The sequence below is a fragment of the Thermosynechococcus sp. M98_K2018_005 genome, assembly GCF_015295825.1.
Taxonomy (GTDB): Bacteria; Cyanobacteriota; Cyanobacteriia; order Thermosynechococcales; family Thermosynechococcaceae; genus Thermosynechococcus.
The window spans coordinates 16,147-31,986 of sequence record NZ_DVEH01000050.1; the positions used below are offsets into that span (position 1 = coordinate 16,147).

The 15,840-nt window shown below is 53.7% G+C and carries 16 protein-coding genes; 3 read left to right on the forward strand and 13 right to left on the reverse strand.

What is annotated here, in order from left to right; translation table 11 throughout:
- Positions 1–62 precede the first annotated feature (62 nt).
- Positions 63–1,061, reverse strand: coding sequence for a 2-hydroxyacid dehydrogenase (locus IGQ15_RS07320; RefSeq protein WP_297050284.1), 999 nt, complete (start codon positions 1,059–1,061; stop codon positions 63–65).
- Positions 1,062–1,175: 114 nt separating this feature from the next.
- Positions 1,176–2,330 carry a DegT/DnrJ/EryC1/StrS family aminotransferase gene (locus IGQ15_RS07325; RefSeq protein ID WP_297050285.1) on the reverse strand — a complete coding sequence of 385 codons (1,155 nt, stop codon included), beginning with the start codon at positions 2,328–2,330 and terminating at the stop codon, positions 1,176–1,178.
- A 124-nt stretch (positions 2,331–2,454) separates the two neighbouring features.
- On the opposite strand from IGQ15_RS07325, the gene IGQ15_RS07330 reads away from it, so the two are divergent.
- On the forward strand, positions 2,455–3,804 hold the full coding sequence (locus IGQ15_RS07330; RefSeq protein ID WP_297050287.1) for a pentapeptide repeat-containing protein: 1,350 nt from the start codon (positions 2,455–2,457) through the stop codon (positions 3,802–3,804).
- On the opposite strand, the gene malQ is transcribed toward IGQ15_RS07330, so the two are convergent.
- The 7 genes from malQ to IGQ15_RS07365 all read right to left on the reverse strand — a co-directional run bounded on the left by malQ (position 3,801) and on the right by IGQ15_RS07365 (position 10,722).
- Positions 3,801–5,357 (reverse strand): 4-alpha-glucanotransferase, encoded by a 1,557-nt coding sequence (gene malQ, locus IGQ15_RS07335; RefSeq protein ID WP_297050290.1) that lies wholly within the window; start codon positions 5,355–5,357, stop codon positions 3,801–3,803. The two genes, IGQ15_RS07330 and malQ, sit on opposite strands and share 4 nt — an antisense overlap.
- 24 nt (positions 5,358–5,381) lie before the next feature.
- Positions 5,382–5,714, reverse strand: coding sequence for a DUF3007 family protein (locus IGQ15_RS07340; RefSeq protein ID WP_297050292.1), 333 nt, complete (start codon positions 5,712–5,714; stop codon positions 5,382–5,384).
- A gap of 5 nt (positions 5,715–5,719) precedes the next feature.
- Entirely contained in the window at positions 5,720–5,950 is a 231-nt protein-coding gene (gene ndhL / locus IGQ15_RS07345; protein WP_297050295.1) for a photosynthetic/respiratory NAD(P)H-quinone oxidoreductase subunit L, read from the reverse strand.
- A 30-nt stretch (positions 5,951–5,980) separates the two neighbouring features.
- Positions 5,981–6,694: a photosynthetic/respiratory NAD(P)H-quinone oxidoreductase subunit K gene (gene ndhK, locus IGQ15_RS07350; RefSeq protein WP_297050297.1), complete on the reverse strand. Its 714-nt coding sequence runs from the start codon at positions 6,692–6,694 to the stop codon at positions 5,981–5,983.
- A 120-nt stretch (positions 6,695–6,814) separates the two neighbouring features.
- On the reverse strand, positions 6,815–7,741 hold the full coding sequence (locus IGQ15_RS07355; protein WP_297050299.1) for an isoaspartyl peptidase/L-asparaginase: 927 nt from the start codon (positions 7,739–7,741) through the stop codon (positions 6,815–6,817).
- A 69-nt stretch (positions 7,742–7,810) separates the two neighbouring features.
- Positions 7,811–8,968: a hypothetical protein gene (locus IGQ15_RS07360; protein WP_297050302.1), complete on the reverse strand. Its 1,158-nt coding sequence runs from the start codon at positions 8,966–8,968 to the stop codon at positions 7,811–7,813.
- 251 nt (positions 8,969–9,219) lie between these two features.
- Positions 9,220–10,722, reverse strand: a complete 1,503-nt coding sequence (locus IGQ15_RS07365; RefSeq protein ID WP_297050304.1) for a cryptochrome/photolyase family protein — start codon at positions 10,720–10,722, stop codon at positions 9,220–9,222.
- A gap of 101 nt (positions 10,723–10,823) precedes the next feature.
- Between IGQ15_RS07365 and trpC the strand changes: the two genes are divergently transcribed.
- Both trpC and IGQ15_RS07375 read left to right on the forward strand, forming a co-directional pair.
- On the forward strand, positions 10,824–11,747 hold the full coding sequence (trpC, locus tag IGQ15_RS07370) for an indole-3-glycerol phosphate synthase TrpC (protein WP_297050306.1): 924 nt from the start codon (positions 10,824–10,826) through the stop codon (positions 11,745–11,747).
- Positions 11,748–11,749: 2 nt separating this feature from the next.
- Positions 11,750–12,463, forward strand: a complete 714-nt coding sequence (locus tag IGQ15_RS07375; protein WP_297050308.1) for an HAD family phosphatase — start codon at positions 11,750–11,752, stop codon at positions 12,461–12,463.
- Here the strand turns inward: IGQ15_RS07375 and IGQ15_RS07380 are convergent.
- From IGQ15_RS07380 to IGQ15_RS07395, 4 genes are all read right to left on the reverse strand, one after another.
- Positions 12,460–13,860, reverse strand: a complete 1,401-nt coding sequence (locus tag IGQ15_RS07380) for an NAD(P)(+) transhydrogenase (Re/Si-specific) subunit beta (RefSeq protein WP_297050309.1) — start codon at positions 13,858–13,860, stop codon at positions 12,460–12,462. The genes IGQ15_RS07375 and IGQ15_RS07380 overlap by 4 nt on opposite strands.
- Before the next feature lie 5 nt (positions 13,861–13,865).
- Complete coding sequence (locus IGQ15_RS07385; protein ID WP_297050311.1) at positions 13,866–14,144, reverse strand: NAD(P) transhydrogenase subunit alpha; 279 nt, start codon at positions 14,142–14,144, stop codon at positions 13,866–13,868.
- Positions 14,145–14,168: 24 nt separating this feature from the next.
- Positions 14,169–15,323 carry a Re/Si-specific NAD(P)(+) transhydrogenase subunit alpha gene (locus IGQ15_RS07390; RefSeq protein WP_297050312.1) on the reverse strand — a complete coding sequence of 385 codons (1,155 nt, stop codon included), beginning with the start codon at positions 15,321–15,323 and terminating at the stop codon, positions 14,169–14,171.
- Between the two features lie 245 nt (positions 15,324–15,568).
- The gene (locus IGQ15_RS07395) at positions 15,569–15,724 is read right to left on the reverse strand and encodes a hypothetical protein (RefSeq protein ID WP_297050313.1); all 156 of its coding nucleotides are present in this window, start codon (positions 15,722–15,724) and stop codon (positions 15,569–15,571) included.
- Positions 15,725–15,840: the final 116 nt, after the last annotated feature.

Here is a 15,840-nt window from a genome sequence, read left to right on the forward strand (position 1 = left end):
CGCTACTATAGCGGATCTGTTTGCCAGAAACGCTATGGGGATAACCGTTTCGCCGCCGAGCCTTACATCTGTTTAACTGCGTTTGCTAGGGGCAGGCCTTGCTCAAAACAGGTCAAATTTTCAATCGTGGTACGGGCAATATCCGTGAGGGCATTGCGGGTAAAGAAGGCTTGGTGGGCAGTAATCACTACATTGGGGAAGGATTGCAGGAGTTGGAAGGTGTCATCTTGGATGATCGTGTCCGAGAGATCTTGGAAAAAGAGGGAGTCTTCCTCTTCATAGACATCAATGCCGAGATAACCAATTTGGCCACTTTTAATGCCCTCAATCACTGCTTTGGTATCCACCAGTTTGCCGCGACTGGTATTGATTAACATCACGCCTCGCTTCATTTGGGCGATCGTGGTGGCGTTGATCAGGTGTTCATTTTCGGGCACCAAGGGGCAATGGAGCGTCACAATATCGGATGCGGCCAGCAGCGCCTCTAGGGTTGTGTAGGTACCAATCTCCTTAAAGGCTTCACTAGGGTAGGGATCATAGCCGTAGAGATGGCAGCCAAAACCCCGCATAATCTGACCCACAATACAGCCAATTTTACCTGTGCCAATAATACCCACGGTGCAGCCGTGCAGGTCAAAGCCCATCAGCCCCTCTAGGGAAAAATTATCATCACGCACGCGGTTGTAGGCACGGTGGAGTTTGCGGTTTAGCATCAGGATCAGTCCGACCGTATGCTCCGCCACCGAATAGGGGGAATAAGTACTCACGCGGGTCACTGTTATGCCCAAGCTGGCCGCCGTCGCCAAATCCACATTATTAAAGCCCGTACAGCGCAGTGTCACCAGACGCACCCCCAACGCCGCCAGTCGTTTGAGGGTCTCTGCCCCTAGATCGTCATTGACAAATACACAGACGGCCTCATGTCCCTTGGCGAGGGAAACTGTTTCAGGGCGCAGCAGCAGATCGTAGTAGTTCAGAAGATGGAGATGCCCTTGAGCCTCATTGGCGGCATTCAAAAACTGGCGATCGTAGGATTTGGCACTAAAAACGGCAACCTTCATGGCATTGCACTCCTGCCCCAGCGACATTACAGGTTTGAGAAAAGGGCTGTTGCTAGCTTAGCGATTGCAACTTTAAGGTTCTGTTAACTCAGGATAAATACTCGGAAGATGGACCTAGAGCTTCTGAAAAAACTGGCGAATTGTTGTGGCAATACGCTCAATGGTGGCATCGCTCAACTCAGGCCAAATGGGTAAGCTCAGTACCTCGCGAGCAAGGCGATCGCTGACAGGATTGGGTGGAGATTGCCCCTTATACATTGGACAGTGATCTTGGGGAATCGGGTAGTAAATCATTGAACTAATGCCAGCCTCCTTCAGGTAAGCCGCAAGCGCATCCCGCTGGCCATTGAGCACCCGAATTGTATATTGATGAAACACATGCCCCGCAGACACCGCTGGGGTGACTATTGTCTCAAGACCCGCCAAGGCTTGGTTATAGGTTTGCGCCACTCGCCGTCGCTCTTGATTCCAGCGATCGATATGGGGTAGCTTCACCCGCAGAATTGCCGCCTGTAGGCTGTCCAAGCGAGAATTGTAGCCAATCATTTCGTGGTGGTAGCGTTGACGGGAGCCGTGAACCCGCAGCATGCGCGATCGCGCGGCTAAATCATCATCATTGGTGGTAATCAGCCCCCCATCACCATAGGCACCCAAGTTCTTTGTCGGGAAAAAAGAAAAGGCACCCATGTGGCCGATCGCCCCCGTGAATTGATGGGCTAAGGTCTTTTGAGTCACCTCTGTGCATTGACAAGTTTCACAGGGTGGGCAATAGCGGGCACCAAAGGACTGGGCACAATCCTCAAGAATCGCTAACCCATGAGCCTGAGCAAGTTCCACAATCGCTCCCATTGCTGCCGGCCGCCCAAATAAATGCACGGGTAAAATCGCCTGGGTGCGGGGGGTAATCGCTGCGGCAACTTTACTGGGATCAAGGTTAAAAGAATCCAGTTCCACATCCACAAAGACCGGGCGGGCGCCCACCAAACTAATCGCCTCTGCCGTCGCAAAAAACGAAAAGGGAGTTGTAATCACCTCATCCCCAGTACCTATGCCCAAACTGCGCAGGGAAATTACCAGTGCATCTGTCCCTGAATTGACTGCTACTGCATGGCGCACCCCTAAATAGGCCGCCACCTCTTCCTCAAAGGCCTGTACCTCTGGCCCTAGAATGAACTGACCTGATGCTAGTACCCGGGCAACTGCGCGATCGATGTCTGCTTGCAGGGATTGATATTGGGCTTTGAGATCAAGAATAGGGATGGTATCCATGAGAGCATCGAGCGCAAGTCTTTATTATCATCCTCTCACGAGCGTAGTGTGGTTTTAGCGAATTAAGCTAGGCTTAGAGTGTAGAGCCGCTCTCAAGGGCGGGGTTCCAGACCCGTTTTTTTTGATGAATCCCCAAGAGTTGTTAAAACGCTATGCCAGCGGTGAACGGGACTTTAATCGTGCCAGTTTGACAAATGGCGAGTTTATCAACGCTGATCTACGGGGGATTATTCTCTCCCGTGCCGACATGGAGTGGGTCAACCTGAGCGGGGCCAATCTCAGTGGTGCGGTGCTGTGTGGCGCAGAAATTGTTAATGCCATGCTCATTAAAGCAGAATTGGTAGATGCCAACCTCGCTGGCGCAAACCTCAGCCGCAGTGATCTCAGTTGGGCAAACCTGACGCGAGCGAATCTCAGCCGCGCTGAACTCAGTGAAACCACCCTGCGGGGAACGGTGCTTCAGGGGGCAAATCTCTCCCGTGTGGATTTGGCCAATGCGGATCTACGGGGATTGACGCTCGATGGCGTTAACCTTTCGGGGGCAAATTTACAGGGTGCGAATTTGCATGGCACGGCTCTAAAGCAGGCGAACCTAACCCGTGTCGATTTGATTCAGGCGGATGTTAGCAATGCCAATCTCAGTGGCGCGAACCTCAGTGGTGCCAACCTTAGTGGCGCGAACTTAACGGCGACGAACCTCACGGGGGCCAATCTCAGCCGCGTTGATCTCACGGAAGTCAAGCTCAGTGAAGCTAACCTTGCCAAGGCCAACCTTGTCGGCGCTGAACTGGCCAAGGCGGATCTGTCCTCCCTAGAACTCTCAGATGTCAACCTCAGTGGTGCCAATCTCAGTGGCGCGAACCTGAGTCATACCAACCTTAGCCGTGCGGATCTCAGTGGGGCGAATTTACGGGGAGCCAACCTCAGCCATGCCAAACTGGTGGGTACCAATCTGCGGGGGGCGAATCTCCAAGGAGCAAACTTGCAGGGGGCATTGCTGGACAATGCGGATTTGAGTCAAACGGATCTACGCAGTGCCAATCTTAGTGGTCTGGTCTTTAATGGCGTGAAGCTGCGGGGTGCCAATCTCAGCGGTGCCAATCTCCGCGAAGTGGATTTAACGGAAGCCAACTTTAGCCGTGCCGACTTGGTAGAAGCCAATCTCAGCCGTGCCCGCTTGGTGGGAGCCAACTTGAGTCGTGCTACCCTCTCAGAAGCCAACCTGAGCCGCGCCACCCTGAGTGGAGCCACCCTGAGCCGGGCAACGTTTAGTGGCAGCTTACTGGGAACTGTGGATCTCAGTGGCGTTAACTTGAGTGGGGCAGACTTAGGGGATGCCAACCTCTCAGGCTCTAACCTGTCGCGGGCGGATTTGACGCGGGTGAACCTGACTGCTGCGGATATGAGTGGTGCCAACCTCAGTGAAGTGGATTTGCGGGGCACAATTATGCCCGATGGCCGACGGCGAGCTTAGGCGGGGTCTTTTTCGGGGACGGCTTCTTCGGCAGCTGCAACCGGCTGAGGTCTCGGTGGTGCTTGACGGCCAAAGAGGTGCACCAAGTGCTTCAAATGAGCGGCAAGTTCAGGGGTGAGTTGGCCAGCAGTTAGCCGCCACGCCCAGTTGCCTTCGCCAGTACCGGGGAAATTCATGCGGGCATGACTATCGAGGCCGAGCAAATCTTGAACGGGAAGAATGGCTTGGTTGGCAACGGTTCCCAAGGCCATGCGAATCAAGGCCCAGTGGGGTTCGCTGGGGGTATAGCCCAAATAGTCAATGAGGTGCTGCCGTTCCCAGTCACTTAGGTTGCGGTACCAGCCGACAGTTGTGTCATTGTCATGGGTGCCGGTGTACACCACACAGTTGCGTTCCTGATTAAAGGGTAAAAAGGGATTATCCGAGCCACCGCCAAAGGCAAACTGGAGAATTTTCATCCCCGGAAACTGAAACTGATCCCGCAGGGCAATGACATCGGGGGTAATATCCCCTAAATCCTCGGCGAGAATGGGCAGTCGTCCCAAGGCAGCTTGCAAGGCTTCAAAGAAGGCAGCACCGGGACCCGGTTGCCACTCACCGTTGACGGCTGTTTCCTCCCCTTCGGGCACTTGCCAGTAGCCCTGAAAGCCGCGAAAGTGATCGACGCGGATAATGTCCATGTAGGAGAGCAGGGCCCGGAAGCGTTCAATCCACCAAGAGTAGCCATCGGCAGCAAGGGCTTTCCAGTTGTAAATGGGGTTGCCCCACAGTTGACCCGTAGCACTGAAGTAGTCGGGGGGCACACCGGCCATGAGGGCAGCCGCGCCCGTCTCTGGATTGAGTTCAAAAAATTGGGGAAAGGCCCAGACATCGGCACTGTCGTGGGCAACATAAATGGGAATATCACCGATAATCTGAATGCCCTGTTGATTGGCGGCTTCCTTGAGGGCGTGCCACTGCTGGTAAAAGAGAAATTGCTGAAACTCGTACTCAAAAATGCGCTCTTTGAGAACGGCTTGGATCGCGGCAAGGGCCGTTGGCTCGCGATCGCGCAAGGGGGCGGGCCATTTATACCACGGCTCTCCCTCGTGGTGATCCTTAAGTGCCATAAAGAGGGCATAGGTGGGCAGCCAGTAGTGGGCAAGGGCTTGAAAGTTGCGGAAGGCCTGCCAGTCTTCTGGGGTGGCTTGACTCTGGAAGCGTTGAGCCGCAAGGTGGAGCAGGGGCAGTTTTTGGCTAATGACAGCCTCGAAATCGACGCGATCGCTATTCTCAAACCTAAGTCCTGCCAAATCCGCCTCCGTTAACCAACCCTCCTTCACCAGTTCATCCAAGCTGATTAGCAGTGGGTTACCGGCCATGGCGGAGTAGCACATATAGGGGGAATTGCCAAAGCCCGTTGGCCCTAAGGGCAATACCTGCCAGTACTGCTGACCACTGGCAACCAAAAATTCAAGGAACTCACGAGCCGCCGCACCCAAGTCACCAATGCCGTGACCCCCAGGCAGGGACGTGGGATGAAGCAGTAAACCACAGGAGCGGGGAAAGTGCATTGTCAAGCTACGGGGAAACTTGAGCTAATTATCGCCCAATTCTGGATCGGCCATCTCAGTGGATTCCGCTAAAATGTCTGCTTCAAGGGCGGCTAGCTCCTCTGGGGACATCCGTGCAAGGCGATCGCTAATCACGGCCTCCTCATAGTCTTTGAGTTGTTGATGGTAGGTCATCCGTCCCGTAAAGACCCGCAGGAGATAGTTGGAGAGCCAACCCAGAATCCCCAAGACAAAAATAGCTTGACTCCAAATGCCCGCCTGGAGCGGCTCAACCCCAGCAATGCGCAACAGAAGATAAACCAAGCCGCCTGCAAAGAAAACACCAATACCAATCCCTAGAACATCAATGCGGCGCATAGCACCTAGGAGTTGAGGGAGCGCGGTTGGGGACGAAAGTTAATAAAGGGTGCCAGCAGGAGTAATCCTGGAAAGAAAAAGGTAACCAGAAAGTACATAAACGCCCGCTCAAAGGAGCTAGCCACATACCAGCGAGCATTCAAATAGGCATAGACGATTGCCGGCGCCACCAGCAGATATAGACCTGCCAAGGCGCCATAGACACCTAGTACCAAAAGTGCCGTTGAAACTGCCATGATTCCTACCTCTTACCAACGATGACCAAACTACTCTGCAACGGTGCTTGTTTCGCTCACGGGTTCGCCAAGGGCAGGAACTGCCATTCCCATTGCTTGGGCAAGGGCTGGGGGCGGGGCTTGGCGGCTGGGGGCATTGAGATATTGCCCTGTCAAAATGGGAGGCACTGGCTTCATCTTGTGCTTGGCAGTAAAGAGGCGGTGGGTTTGGGCAAGGTTGTTGCGCTCACTGATATGCTCGTTGGCAATTTTCTTGCGCAGCTTGACGATCGCATCCATGATCGCCTCTGGACGGGGCGGACAGCCGGGCAAATAGACATCCACGGGAATCAGCTTGTCCACACCGCGCACGGCAGAATAGGAATCAGAGCTAAACATCCCCCCTGTGATCGTGCAGGCACCCATGGCAATCACGTATTTGGGGTTGGGCATTTGATCGTAGAGACGCACTAACGCCGGTGCCATTTTCATCGTGATGGTGCCAGAGGTAATGATCAAATCGGCCTGACGGGGGCTGTTACGGGGCACCAAGCCAAAGCGATCGAAATCGAAGCGCGAGCCAATCATGGCAGCAAACTCAATGAAGCAGCAGGCAGTGCCATACATGAGGGGCCAAAGGCTCGATAGCCGCGCCCAGTCATAGACATCATTGAGGGAAGTCAGAATAATGTTTTCAGCAAGTTCTTGGGGAACTTCAGGACGAGCAATCGGATGGAGAATGGCAGGCGAGGTCGTATTGGTCATAGGGTTCCCTCAAGGGACATCGGCCAAATGTAAAAACACTTAAGATTATAGGCGTTTGCCCCAACAGATGCACCCAATCCGCTGTAGTGAGCAATAAAAAAACTTGACACCAAGGATAAATTATTTTTGACTGCCCACCTGTAGCCCCGGTGGTAATTCCAAGGTATCGCCAATGGTCGTGCCATCCCAGTAGGCCGCAAGGAGGACATCACAGGTTTTGCCCCAGGCGATCGCCCCTTGGTGATCGAGGCCAATGGCGCCAAAATCCCGTTGCCGACTAGCCGCTTCCCGGAAGGATTTTTCAAAGGCCGCCTCTAGGGACAGGCCATCAGTTACCCGCACCACAATCCGCGTGGCCAGCGCCTCATCCAAAATATCCTCACCAATGCCGGTACAACTGACTGCTGCTAAACTGTTGGCATAGTTGCCGGCTGGGGTTGCGGAGTCACTCACCCGCCCAATGCGCTCAAAGCCTTTACCACCAGTGGAAGTCCCCACGGCCAAGTGTCCCTGCTGATCTAAAACCACAACACCAATCGTGCCCCGCCTTGCCTCCTCGGCCACGACTCCGGCCATCGATTTTTGGAAATTGCCCTTGCGTTCCTCGAGCCACTCGTAGAGTCGCTGATCCGTGAGGGGCTGATAGACAGGAAGCTGCAATTCACGAGCGAGTTCTGCTGCCCCGACATCGGACAGAATGCGATCAGGGCACTGTTGCAACCAGTGGGCAAGATCAATGGGATTTTTCACCCGTGAGACATTGATGACACCGCTGAGGCTCTGCCGCTGCCCATCCATGAGTGAGGCACTCATGCGAATTTGACCGTCAGATTGCAGCACAGACCCCGTGCCTGCATTAAAACGCGGCTCATCCTCCAGGAGCCGACACCCCAAAACGACTGCCTCAATCGCCGTTGCCCCTTCTTTGAGGGCGTGAACCACTTGGCTGACAATGGTATGCAGGGATTGGCGGACGGGAATGAGACCGCCTTTGTCTTGGAGCGAACTGCCGGCACCGCCATGGAGAATAACAGTGGGTTGGGGCATCCTGAATCCTAGAAATTAAGGGTGTTCTAGCTCCAAGATACCCTGTGGCGATGGCCTAAATCTACCGCTCTAAGCAACCGCCGCCGTCGGCATCTCCTCATACTCCGTGGTGACTTCCTCAGCCTCAGCATTCAGGAGCGCTTGCAGTTCTTGGATGGCTTGCTGCGTATTTTCCACCTGACTGAGGAGCGATCGCGCGATTTTTTCACCAGAGGCGGTGGACTGCACCACTTCGCGAATGTGATGGCGAAAATGATTGGCCATTTCCTCTACCTGTTGGTTGGCAAACACAACTTGGTTGGCCAGTTTGTTAATGGCTTCACTGATGAAGTCAAAACCAGCCATGTGCTGGCCGCTGCGACTGGCAATTAGCCCTGCTTGTACCGCAAGGTGCTTCACCTGACGGGTAATCTCGGCAATTTGATGGGTGGCTTCGTCAATAATTTCCACATCCTGCTTCAGCCGCTCGCTGAGGCGATAGACCTCTGCTGTGTGGCGGGTGATTTGATTAACACCCGTAAAGGTTTCCTGAAAGGCTTTTTGGCCGCGCTCTGAGAGCACTTGGCTAATGGAGATGAACCGCTGATTGAGTTGGGCAATCCGTTCTGCTTGTTCGCGGACAGAGCGCTCCTGCTGCTCTAGGGCTTCGTTCATCTGTTGGGTGCGGGTTAGCTCACTTTCAAGGCGCTTGGCGTACTCTTGGTTCCGCTCTTTTTCCACCTTTAACTTTTCAAGGAGTTGCTGGGTGTGGAGGTGCTGCTGCTGAATGAAGAGATTTTTCTTACTCAGCACTTGGGCTTGGGCAATCAGGATCACCCGCATATCCACCAACACTAGTTGCTTGCCCTTCCGCACGACCACGGGTTCATAGACAAAGGCGGGGGGGCGACTCAAGGCCTGTTCCACGGCTTCTTCAACAGGAGTGCGTGCCATCAACACCAGGGGAGGCACTTTGGGCGCAGCAACTTCTGGAATCAATTTGATCGGGCGCGGCAAGTAGAGATCTCGGCCAAACTGTTGACTCATCCGTTCAAAAAACTTGACCTTGGAGATCATGCCGATGACGCGATCGCCCGCCACCACCAGTACCCCGGGTAGCTCAGAGTGACGTTGAAATTCTTCAGCCACTTCTTCAGAGATGGTTTCAGGGGAAACCTGATAGGAAAAATAGGGTAAGTCAGCCAACGTCGCAGCTGCGGACAGTTGGGTATTGACTGTCTCGTTCATTTGATTGTCCCCCGGAATGAGTATTGAATTTTTTAGGGTGAAAACTGTACCTGTCCTTTACCTTAGTTAAATTATCTCGACTTGAGAGGAGGAAGAATTTATTTTTTGGTTATCTTTTGGTTAAGCTTTATTCGCGATAGGGTCTAAAAGGTCTGCAATTTCTAAGGAATGACAGAGTTACCAGCTTTGACTAAGATTTAGGAAATCCTAGTAATCTAGGATACAGTTTCTATTTCCTTAATCGATGAGTTTTATGAATTTTCGGCATACCACTGCGCCACCTGCTGTTGAATTGCTGCTGTTTCTGCGGGGCTAAATTTATCGAGATTTTTGAGAATCACGCTCATGCGTCCTTGGTGAGTGAGAACTGGACGGTGGCGTTCTAGAAAATGCCAATAAAAAAAGTTAAAAGGGCAAGCGCGATCGCCCACTCGTTGCTTGGAATCATAGGCGCACCCTTGGCAATAATTACTCATCCGCTGAATGTAGTTGGCAGACGCCGCATAGGGCTTGGTGGCCAACCGCCCGCCATCGGCGAATAAGCCCATTCCCAAGACATTGGTTTGCATCACCCAATCGTGGGCATCAATAAAGACGCTGTGGAACCAGTTTTCCACTTCTTGAGGAGACAAGCCAGTAATGAGAGCAAAGTTGGCGAGGATCATCAACCGTTGAATGTGGTGGGCATAGCCTGTGCGCTCAATTTGCTGCAGAACGTGGCGCAGACAATTCATGGCGGTGCGATCGCTCCGCCAAAAGAACGTTGGTAAGGGTTGAGTGTGCTGAAAGAAATTGTGCTGGCAGTAGTCGGCACCAAAGTAGTGATAGAGACCATACATATACTCGCGCCAACCCAAGATTTGACGAATAAACCCCTCAACGCTATTCAGGGGGAGTGAGCGTTCACGATAGGCCACCAACGCTGCATGGATCACTTCTTGGGGATGCAGAAGGCCTAAATTCAAATAGGGGGACAGCAAACTGTGCCACAGAGTCTCTTCTCCTGCCACCATGGCATCTTGGTAGGGGCCAAACTGGGGCAAGCGGTATTCAATAAAGTTTTCCAAGACTTGCAGGGCTTGGGCGCGGGTGACCCCCCAGTAAAAGGGTTCGATGTGGCCGTAGGTGTCAAAGTTCCCTTGGCGCACTGTTTCAATGACCTCTTGGGTGATCTGATCGGGAGAAAAGCGCAGTGGTGGTGGCGGTTTGAGGGGCATCGGCGGCGGTTGGCGATTTTCGGCATCGTAGTTCCACTTGCCCCCGAGGGGGGTTTTGCCGTCCATAAGAATTTGAAACCGTTGGCGACCGGCTCGGTAGAAATACTCCAAGACCAGCGTTTTGCGACCTGCGGCCCAGTCCTGAAATTCTGCTTCTGACCAGAGAAAGTGATTGTTGGGCAAGAATTTGATGGCACAGGGGAGATCGAGGGTAGCGATCAGATCGCGAAAGGGGCGATCGCTGGGTTGCATGATCCGCAGCTCATGGATTTGGTGCGCTTCAACCCACTGCTGCAGTGGGGTAGCAAAGTCGGCGGAGCTGCTCGCATAGGTCACTGGCCAACCGGCCGCTTCGAGTTCTTGGGAAAAATGCCGCATTGCTGACCAGACCAGCACTAGTTTTTGAGCATGGTAGCGGCGTTGTTTCACCCATTGGCGGGATTCAATGAGGATGACGGGCACAGGGGTTGGACAGCTTTGCAGCGCTGATTGCCCTTGCCACAGTTGATCGCCTAAAACCCAAACACCAATGGCCATCTCGACTCGGCTTGTGAAAAGGACTAAACGGAGGATAGTTTAGTACAGTCGATGTAGTTTATCTTAGTGTTCAACTGTTGCAACTCCATACGAAACTCATCATGCAAATTCGCCGGCGTCCCCCCAATCCCGCTGTGACGGTTCACAATCTCCACTACCAAGTACCGGTGGCCGATGATGCCCCCCGCAATATCCTTGAGAAAATCGTGTGGCACAAGGAACAGGAGGTGGAGCAACTGCGGGAAGTGTTGCCCCTGCCGGACTTGCAACGTCAGGTGCTCGATGCGCCACCCGTACGCTCCTTTTTCGCTGCGCTGCAAAACCCTGTCACCCAGCCAGCACTGATTGCTGAGGTCAAGAAGGCCTCTCCTAGTAAAGGCGTTATTCGCCCCAACTTTGATCCGGTGGCGATCGCCCAAGCCTATGTTGCCGCTGGCGCGACCTGTCTTTCAGTGCTGACGGACAGTGAGTTTTTTCAAGGGAGTTTTGAGTACCTCGCCCAAATTCGCCAAGCGGTGGAGGTGCCGCTGCTGTGCAAGGACTTTATCATCTACCCCTACCAGATGTTTCTGGCAAGGCTGCGGGGCGCCGATGCAGTGCTACTGATTGCCGCTATTCTCGCGGATCATGATTTGCGCTATTTCCTGCGCATTGCCCAAGGATTGGGACTGACGGCACTGGTGGAAGTACACACCGCCGAGGAGATGGAGCGGGTTTTAGGCCTTGAGGACGTACGCCTCGTGGGCATCAACAATCGCAACTTGACGGACTTTAGTGTTGATCTGGCCACCACTGAAAAGCTTTTGGCCACCTATGGGGCGCAATTGCGCGATCGCAACATCTGGGTGGTCAGTGAATCGGGCATTCATCAGCGTGCCGATGTTGAACGGGTGGCACAAGCCGGTGCCCAAGCCATTTTAGTCGGAGAATCCCTAATGCGACCCCCAGCAGAGATGGCGCACTTCAGCGAGGCGGAGCAACTCCAAGCACGGATTCAGCAGTTATTCCCAGAGTTAGCACCCTAGGTATGCCCCTGAAGGCAGTTTTGTTTGATTTCAATGGTGTCATCCTCGACGATGAGGCGATCCATGCTGCCCTCATTGAGGAGATTCTGCTGCAAGAAAATCTGCGACCCCAGCGGGGCGAGTACGACCTTTTTTGTTTGGGACGGAGCGATCGCGCCTGTTTGGATAACCTCCTCAGCCGCCGAGGACGGGCAGTGAGCCCCGCCTATCTGGATAAACTGGTGGCACAAAAGGCAGCCGCCTATCGAGCCCGCTTGGCCCGTATCGAACCGTTTCCCTTCTTTGGGGGGGCGATCGCCCTGCTGGAGAAACTCCATACCGCGCAATTGAAGATTGCCATTGTCACCGGTGCCCTGCGATCTGATGTGGACTTGGCTCTTGAGCGGGGAAACTTGACTGGCATTGTGGACTGCATTGTCAGTGCCGAAAGCGTAGAACGCGGTAAACCCTATCCCGACCCCTATCTCCGTGCCATTGAAGCCTTGCAAGCCCTAGGGGGTAATCTCACAGCCGCTGATTGTCTGGCGATCGAGGACACGTTGGTGGGGGTGCAATCCGCCCGTGAAGCCGGTGTCAAAGTGTTGGGGGTAGCGCACACCTATCCCTTCCACATGCTCCAGCGTCGCTGCCAATGGGTGCTCGACCGCCTTGATCAGTTTGACCTTGAGGAAATTGCCCCGGTGTTTGATCGCAGCGTGGCCGCCGCCTCCTCCTAAAGGTGTTTGACCTCAGCAATGAGTTGATTGAGCACTTCCTTGGCGTTGCCAAAGAGCATCAGGGTTTTATCTTTGTAGAACAACTCATTGTCAATACCGGCAAAACCCGGATTGAGGCTGCGTTTAATCACAATTGTGTGCCGTGCCCGATCCACATCGAGAATCGGCATGCCATAGATGGGGCTACCGGGGTTGGTGCGAGCGGCAGGGTTGACAACATCATTGGCGCCAATCACCAGTGCCACATCCACATTCTCAAACTCTGGATTGATGTCCTCCATATCCTTGAGTTGGGGATAGGGGACATTGGCTTCCGCAAGCAGCACATTCATGTGCCCCGGCATGCGCCCGGCAACAGGGTGAATCGCGTATTTGACATCGACACCCAGCCGCTCCAGTTGATCCGCTAGTTCTTTGACACTGTGCTGTGCTTGAGCCACCGCCATTCCATAACCGGGGACAATGACCACTGACTTGGCATAGCCGAGCATCATCGCACTTTCTTCAGGATCAATCGTGTGTACCGACTTCGCCGTGGCGTGAGCGGTCATCTCTGCATTGCCAGTGGTCGCACTGCCAAAACCACCAAAGAGGACATTGGCCAAAGAGCGATTCATGGCTTTGCACATGATTTGGGTCAGAATCAGCCCCGAAGCCCCCACCAAGGCACCAGCAATAATCAGCATACTGTTGCCAACAATAAAGCCAGCGGCACTGGCAGCCAACCCTGAGAGGGAGTTCAAGAGGGAAATCACCACCGGCATATCGGCACCGCCAATGGGCAGGACAAAGAGCACCCCCAAAATGCTGGCGATCGCCACCAAGCCCCAGAAAATCGGCAATTGACTTGGATCCAACCACACCCAGCCACTGGCCACCAAGAAAGCCACCAGCAAGCCGAGGTTAATTGCCTGCTGCAGCGGGAAAATGATCGGGGTTCCCGAAATCAATCCCTGAAGTTTACCAAAGGCAACAAGGCTACCAGTAAGGGTGACGCCACCAATCAGCACCCCCAAAATAATCGTGATCAGCGTACTGGGGGTCAGCGGCTCACCCACGGCCACAATACGGCAAAATTCACCAATGCCCACCAAGGCAGAGGCCGCCCCTCCTAAGCCATTGAGTAGCCCCACCATCTGGGGCATAGCTGTCATTGCCACTTTATAAGCAGCGATCGCGCCAATGACACTGCCCAGACCAATGGCCGCTAGGATGCCCGTATAGCTAATAATCTGGCGATCGAGGAGCGTGACCACAATCGCAATCAACATCCCCAAGGCGGCAAGGCGATTTCCTTGGCGGGCCGTCGCCGGAGACCCCAATTTTTTCAAACCGAGGATAAAGAGCGCTGCTGCGCCCAGATAGCTCAATTCTTCAATGCGTGTTAGCCAATCCATGGTTCCTACCGCTTAAACATCTGCAACATGCGATCCGTGACCAAAAAACCGCCCACCACATTAATCGTGGCTAGCACTGTCGCAATAAATCCCAAGACCACCGTTAAGGTAGTGTGCCCACTCCCCGCCATCAGAAGGGCACCAATCACGGCAATCCCCGAAATGGCATTGGAGCCAGACATGAGGGGAGTATGCAGCGTGGGGGGGACTTTGTTAATCACCTCAAAGCCAATGAAACTGGCCAGCACAAAAATAACCAGACCGACAAGAAGGGGATCTGTCATGGAACGAACCCTCTAGGGACATCTCTAAACCGTTGTTGCCAAGGTTTGGGCAGGATGCAGGAGTTGCAGTACCCGTGGGTTGCGAACCTGCCCTTCATGGGTGATACAGGCAGCATCAACAATGTCATCGCCAAAGTTCAACACCAATTCCCCCTTGGGAGTAAGGTACTTCAGGAGCGTTGAAATGTTTTTGGCATACATTTGACTGGCATGCACCGCCATTGTCGAGGGCAGATTAATCGGGCCAATAATGGTGACTCGCTGATGACAAATAGAGCGCCCCGGTTCTGTGCAGGCACAGTTGCCCCCCTGCTCAGCGGCTAGATCCACAATGACTGAACCCGGTTTCATGCTGGCCACCATCCGTTCTGTTACCAAAAGCGGAGCAGGCTTGCCGGGAATTTGGGCAGTGGTAATGACCACATCAGCACTGTGGACATGGGCAGCGATCGCCTCTTGAGTTTTGTGCTTCGCAGCCTCAGAGACCTCTTTGGCATAGCCGCCAGCAGCAACGGTATCCTCCTCAAGGTTGACTTCGACAAATTTGGCACCGAGGCTTTGCACTTCTTCCTTGACAGCTGGGCGAATATCAAAGGCTTCAACCACGGCTCCCAAACGACGCGCAGTGGCGATCGCCTGCAAACCAGCCACCCCTGCCCCAATTACAAACACCTTGGCGGGGGGAATCGTACCCGCTGCCGTCGTTAACATCGGGAAAAAGCGCGGCAAATTAGAAGCGGCCAATAACACCGCCGCATAGCCCGCCACCGCTGCTTGGGAAGACAGGGCATCCATACTCTGGGCACGACTGGTGCGGGGAATACACTCGAGGGCAAAGGCAGTAATATGCCGCTCTGCCAAGTGTTGCATCTGCCATGGATTGCCCAAGGGATTGAGAAAACTAATTAAGGTGGTGCCGGGGCGAATCCACTCCACCTCGCGATCGCGCAGCGGCGCAACCTTAAGCAGCACATCCACACCGCCCCAAACCTCTTCAATGGAGTAACCAATTTCCGCACCTGCTGCACGGTAGTCATCATCGCTGAAGTGAGCCATATCCCCTGCACCGGACTCCACACAGAGGTGATACCCCTGCTGCACCAGCTTGGCAACGACTTCGGGAATCAGGGCAACCCGTTGTTCACCCACTTCGCGTTCCTTAACGACCCCAACTTTCATAGGCACTCTTGGATAGGGTTTGCAGTCTTGACAGAACAATTCCTTGGTGTACTCATCAGGGCATTTTTATAACCGCCCGACACCGTCACAACACATTCACCTGCTGTCCTGTACTGATCCTCAAGCTACTGCGATCCCCTTGGGAATGCGAGGAAATGTCAGCATTTCATGGGGGTTCTCCACAAGTCTTATGATCCCCAGCAAACTTTGTAACAAATGTTGACAATATCATTGAGTACTTTTACTTAATTCAAGCGCTCATATCGGCCAACACAGTCCACAGCGATTTTGTCCCCGATGGTGTAAATGCCCCAGTTGGACAGCAACTCTGGTTTGACCGTTTGTAGGTATTGATCGATCGCTGGGGCAGGCTCGCAAATGTTCCAGTAGGAGCGACTCATTGCCTTATCAAAGGGATTACGTTCAAAGCAAAACTTAAAGTAGTCATGCCAAATGTCGGGATGAATCGCATTTGGGCAGCCGTGAAGTGGTTACTAAACTTGCGCTTAAGCCCATG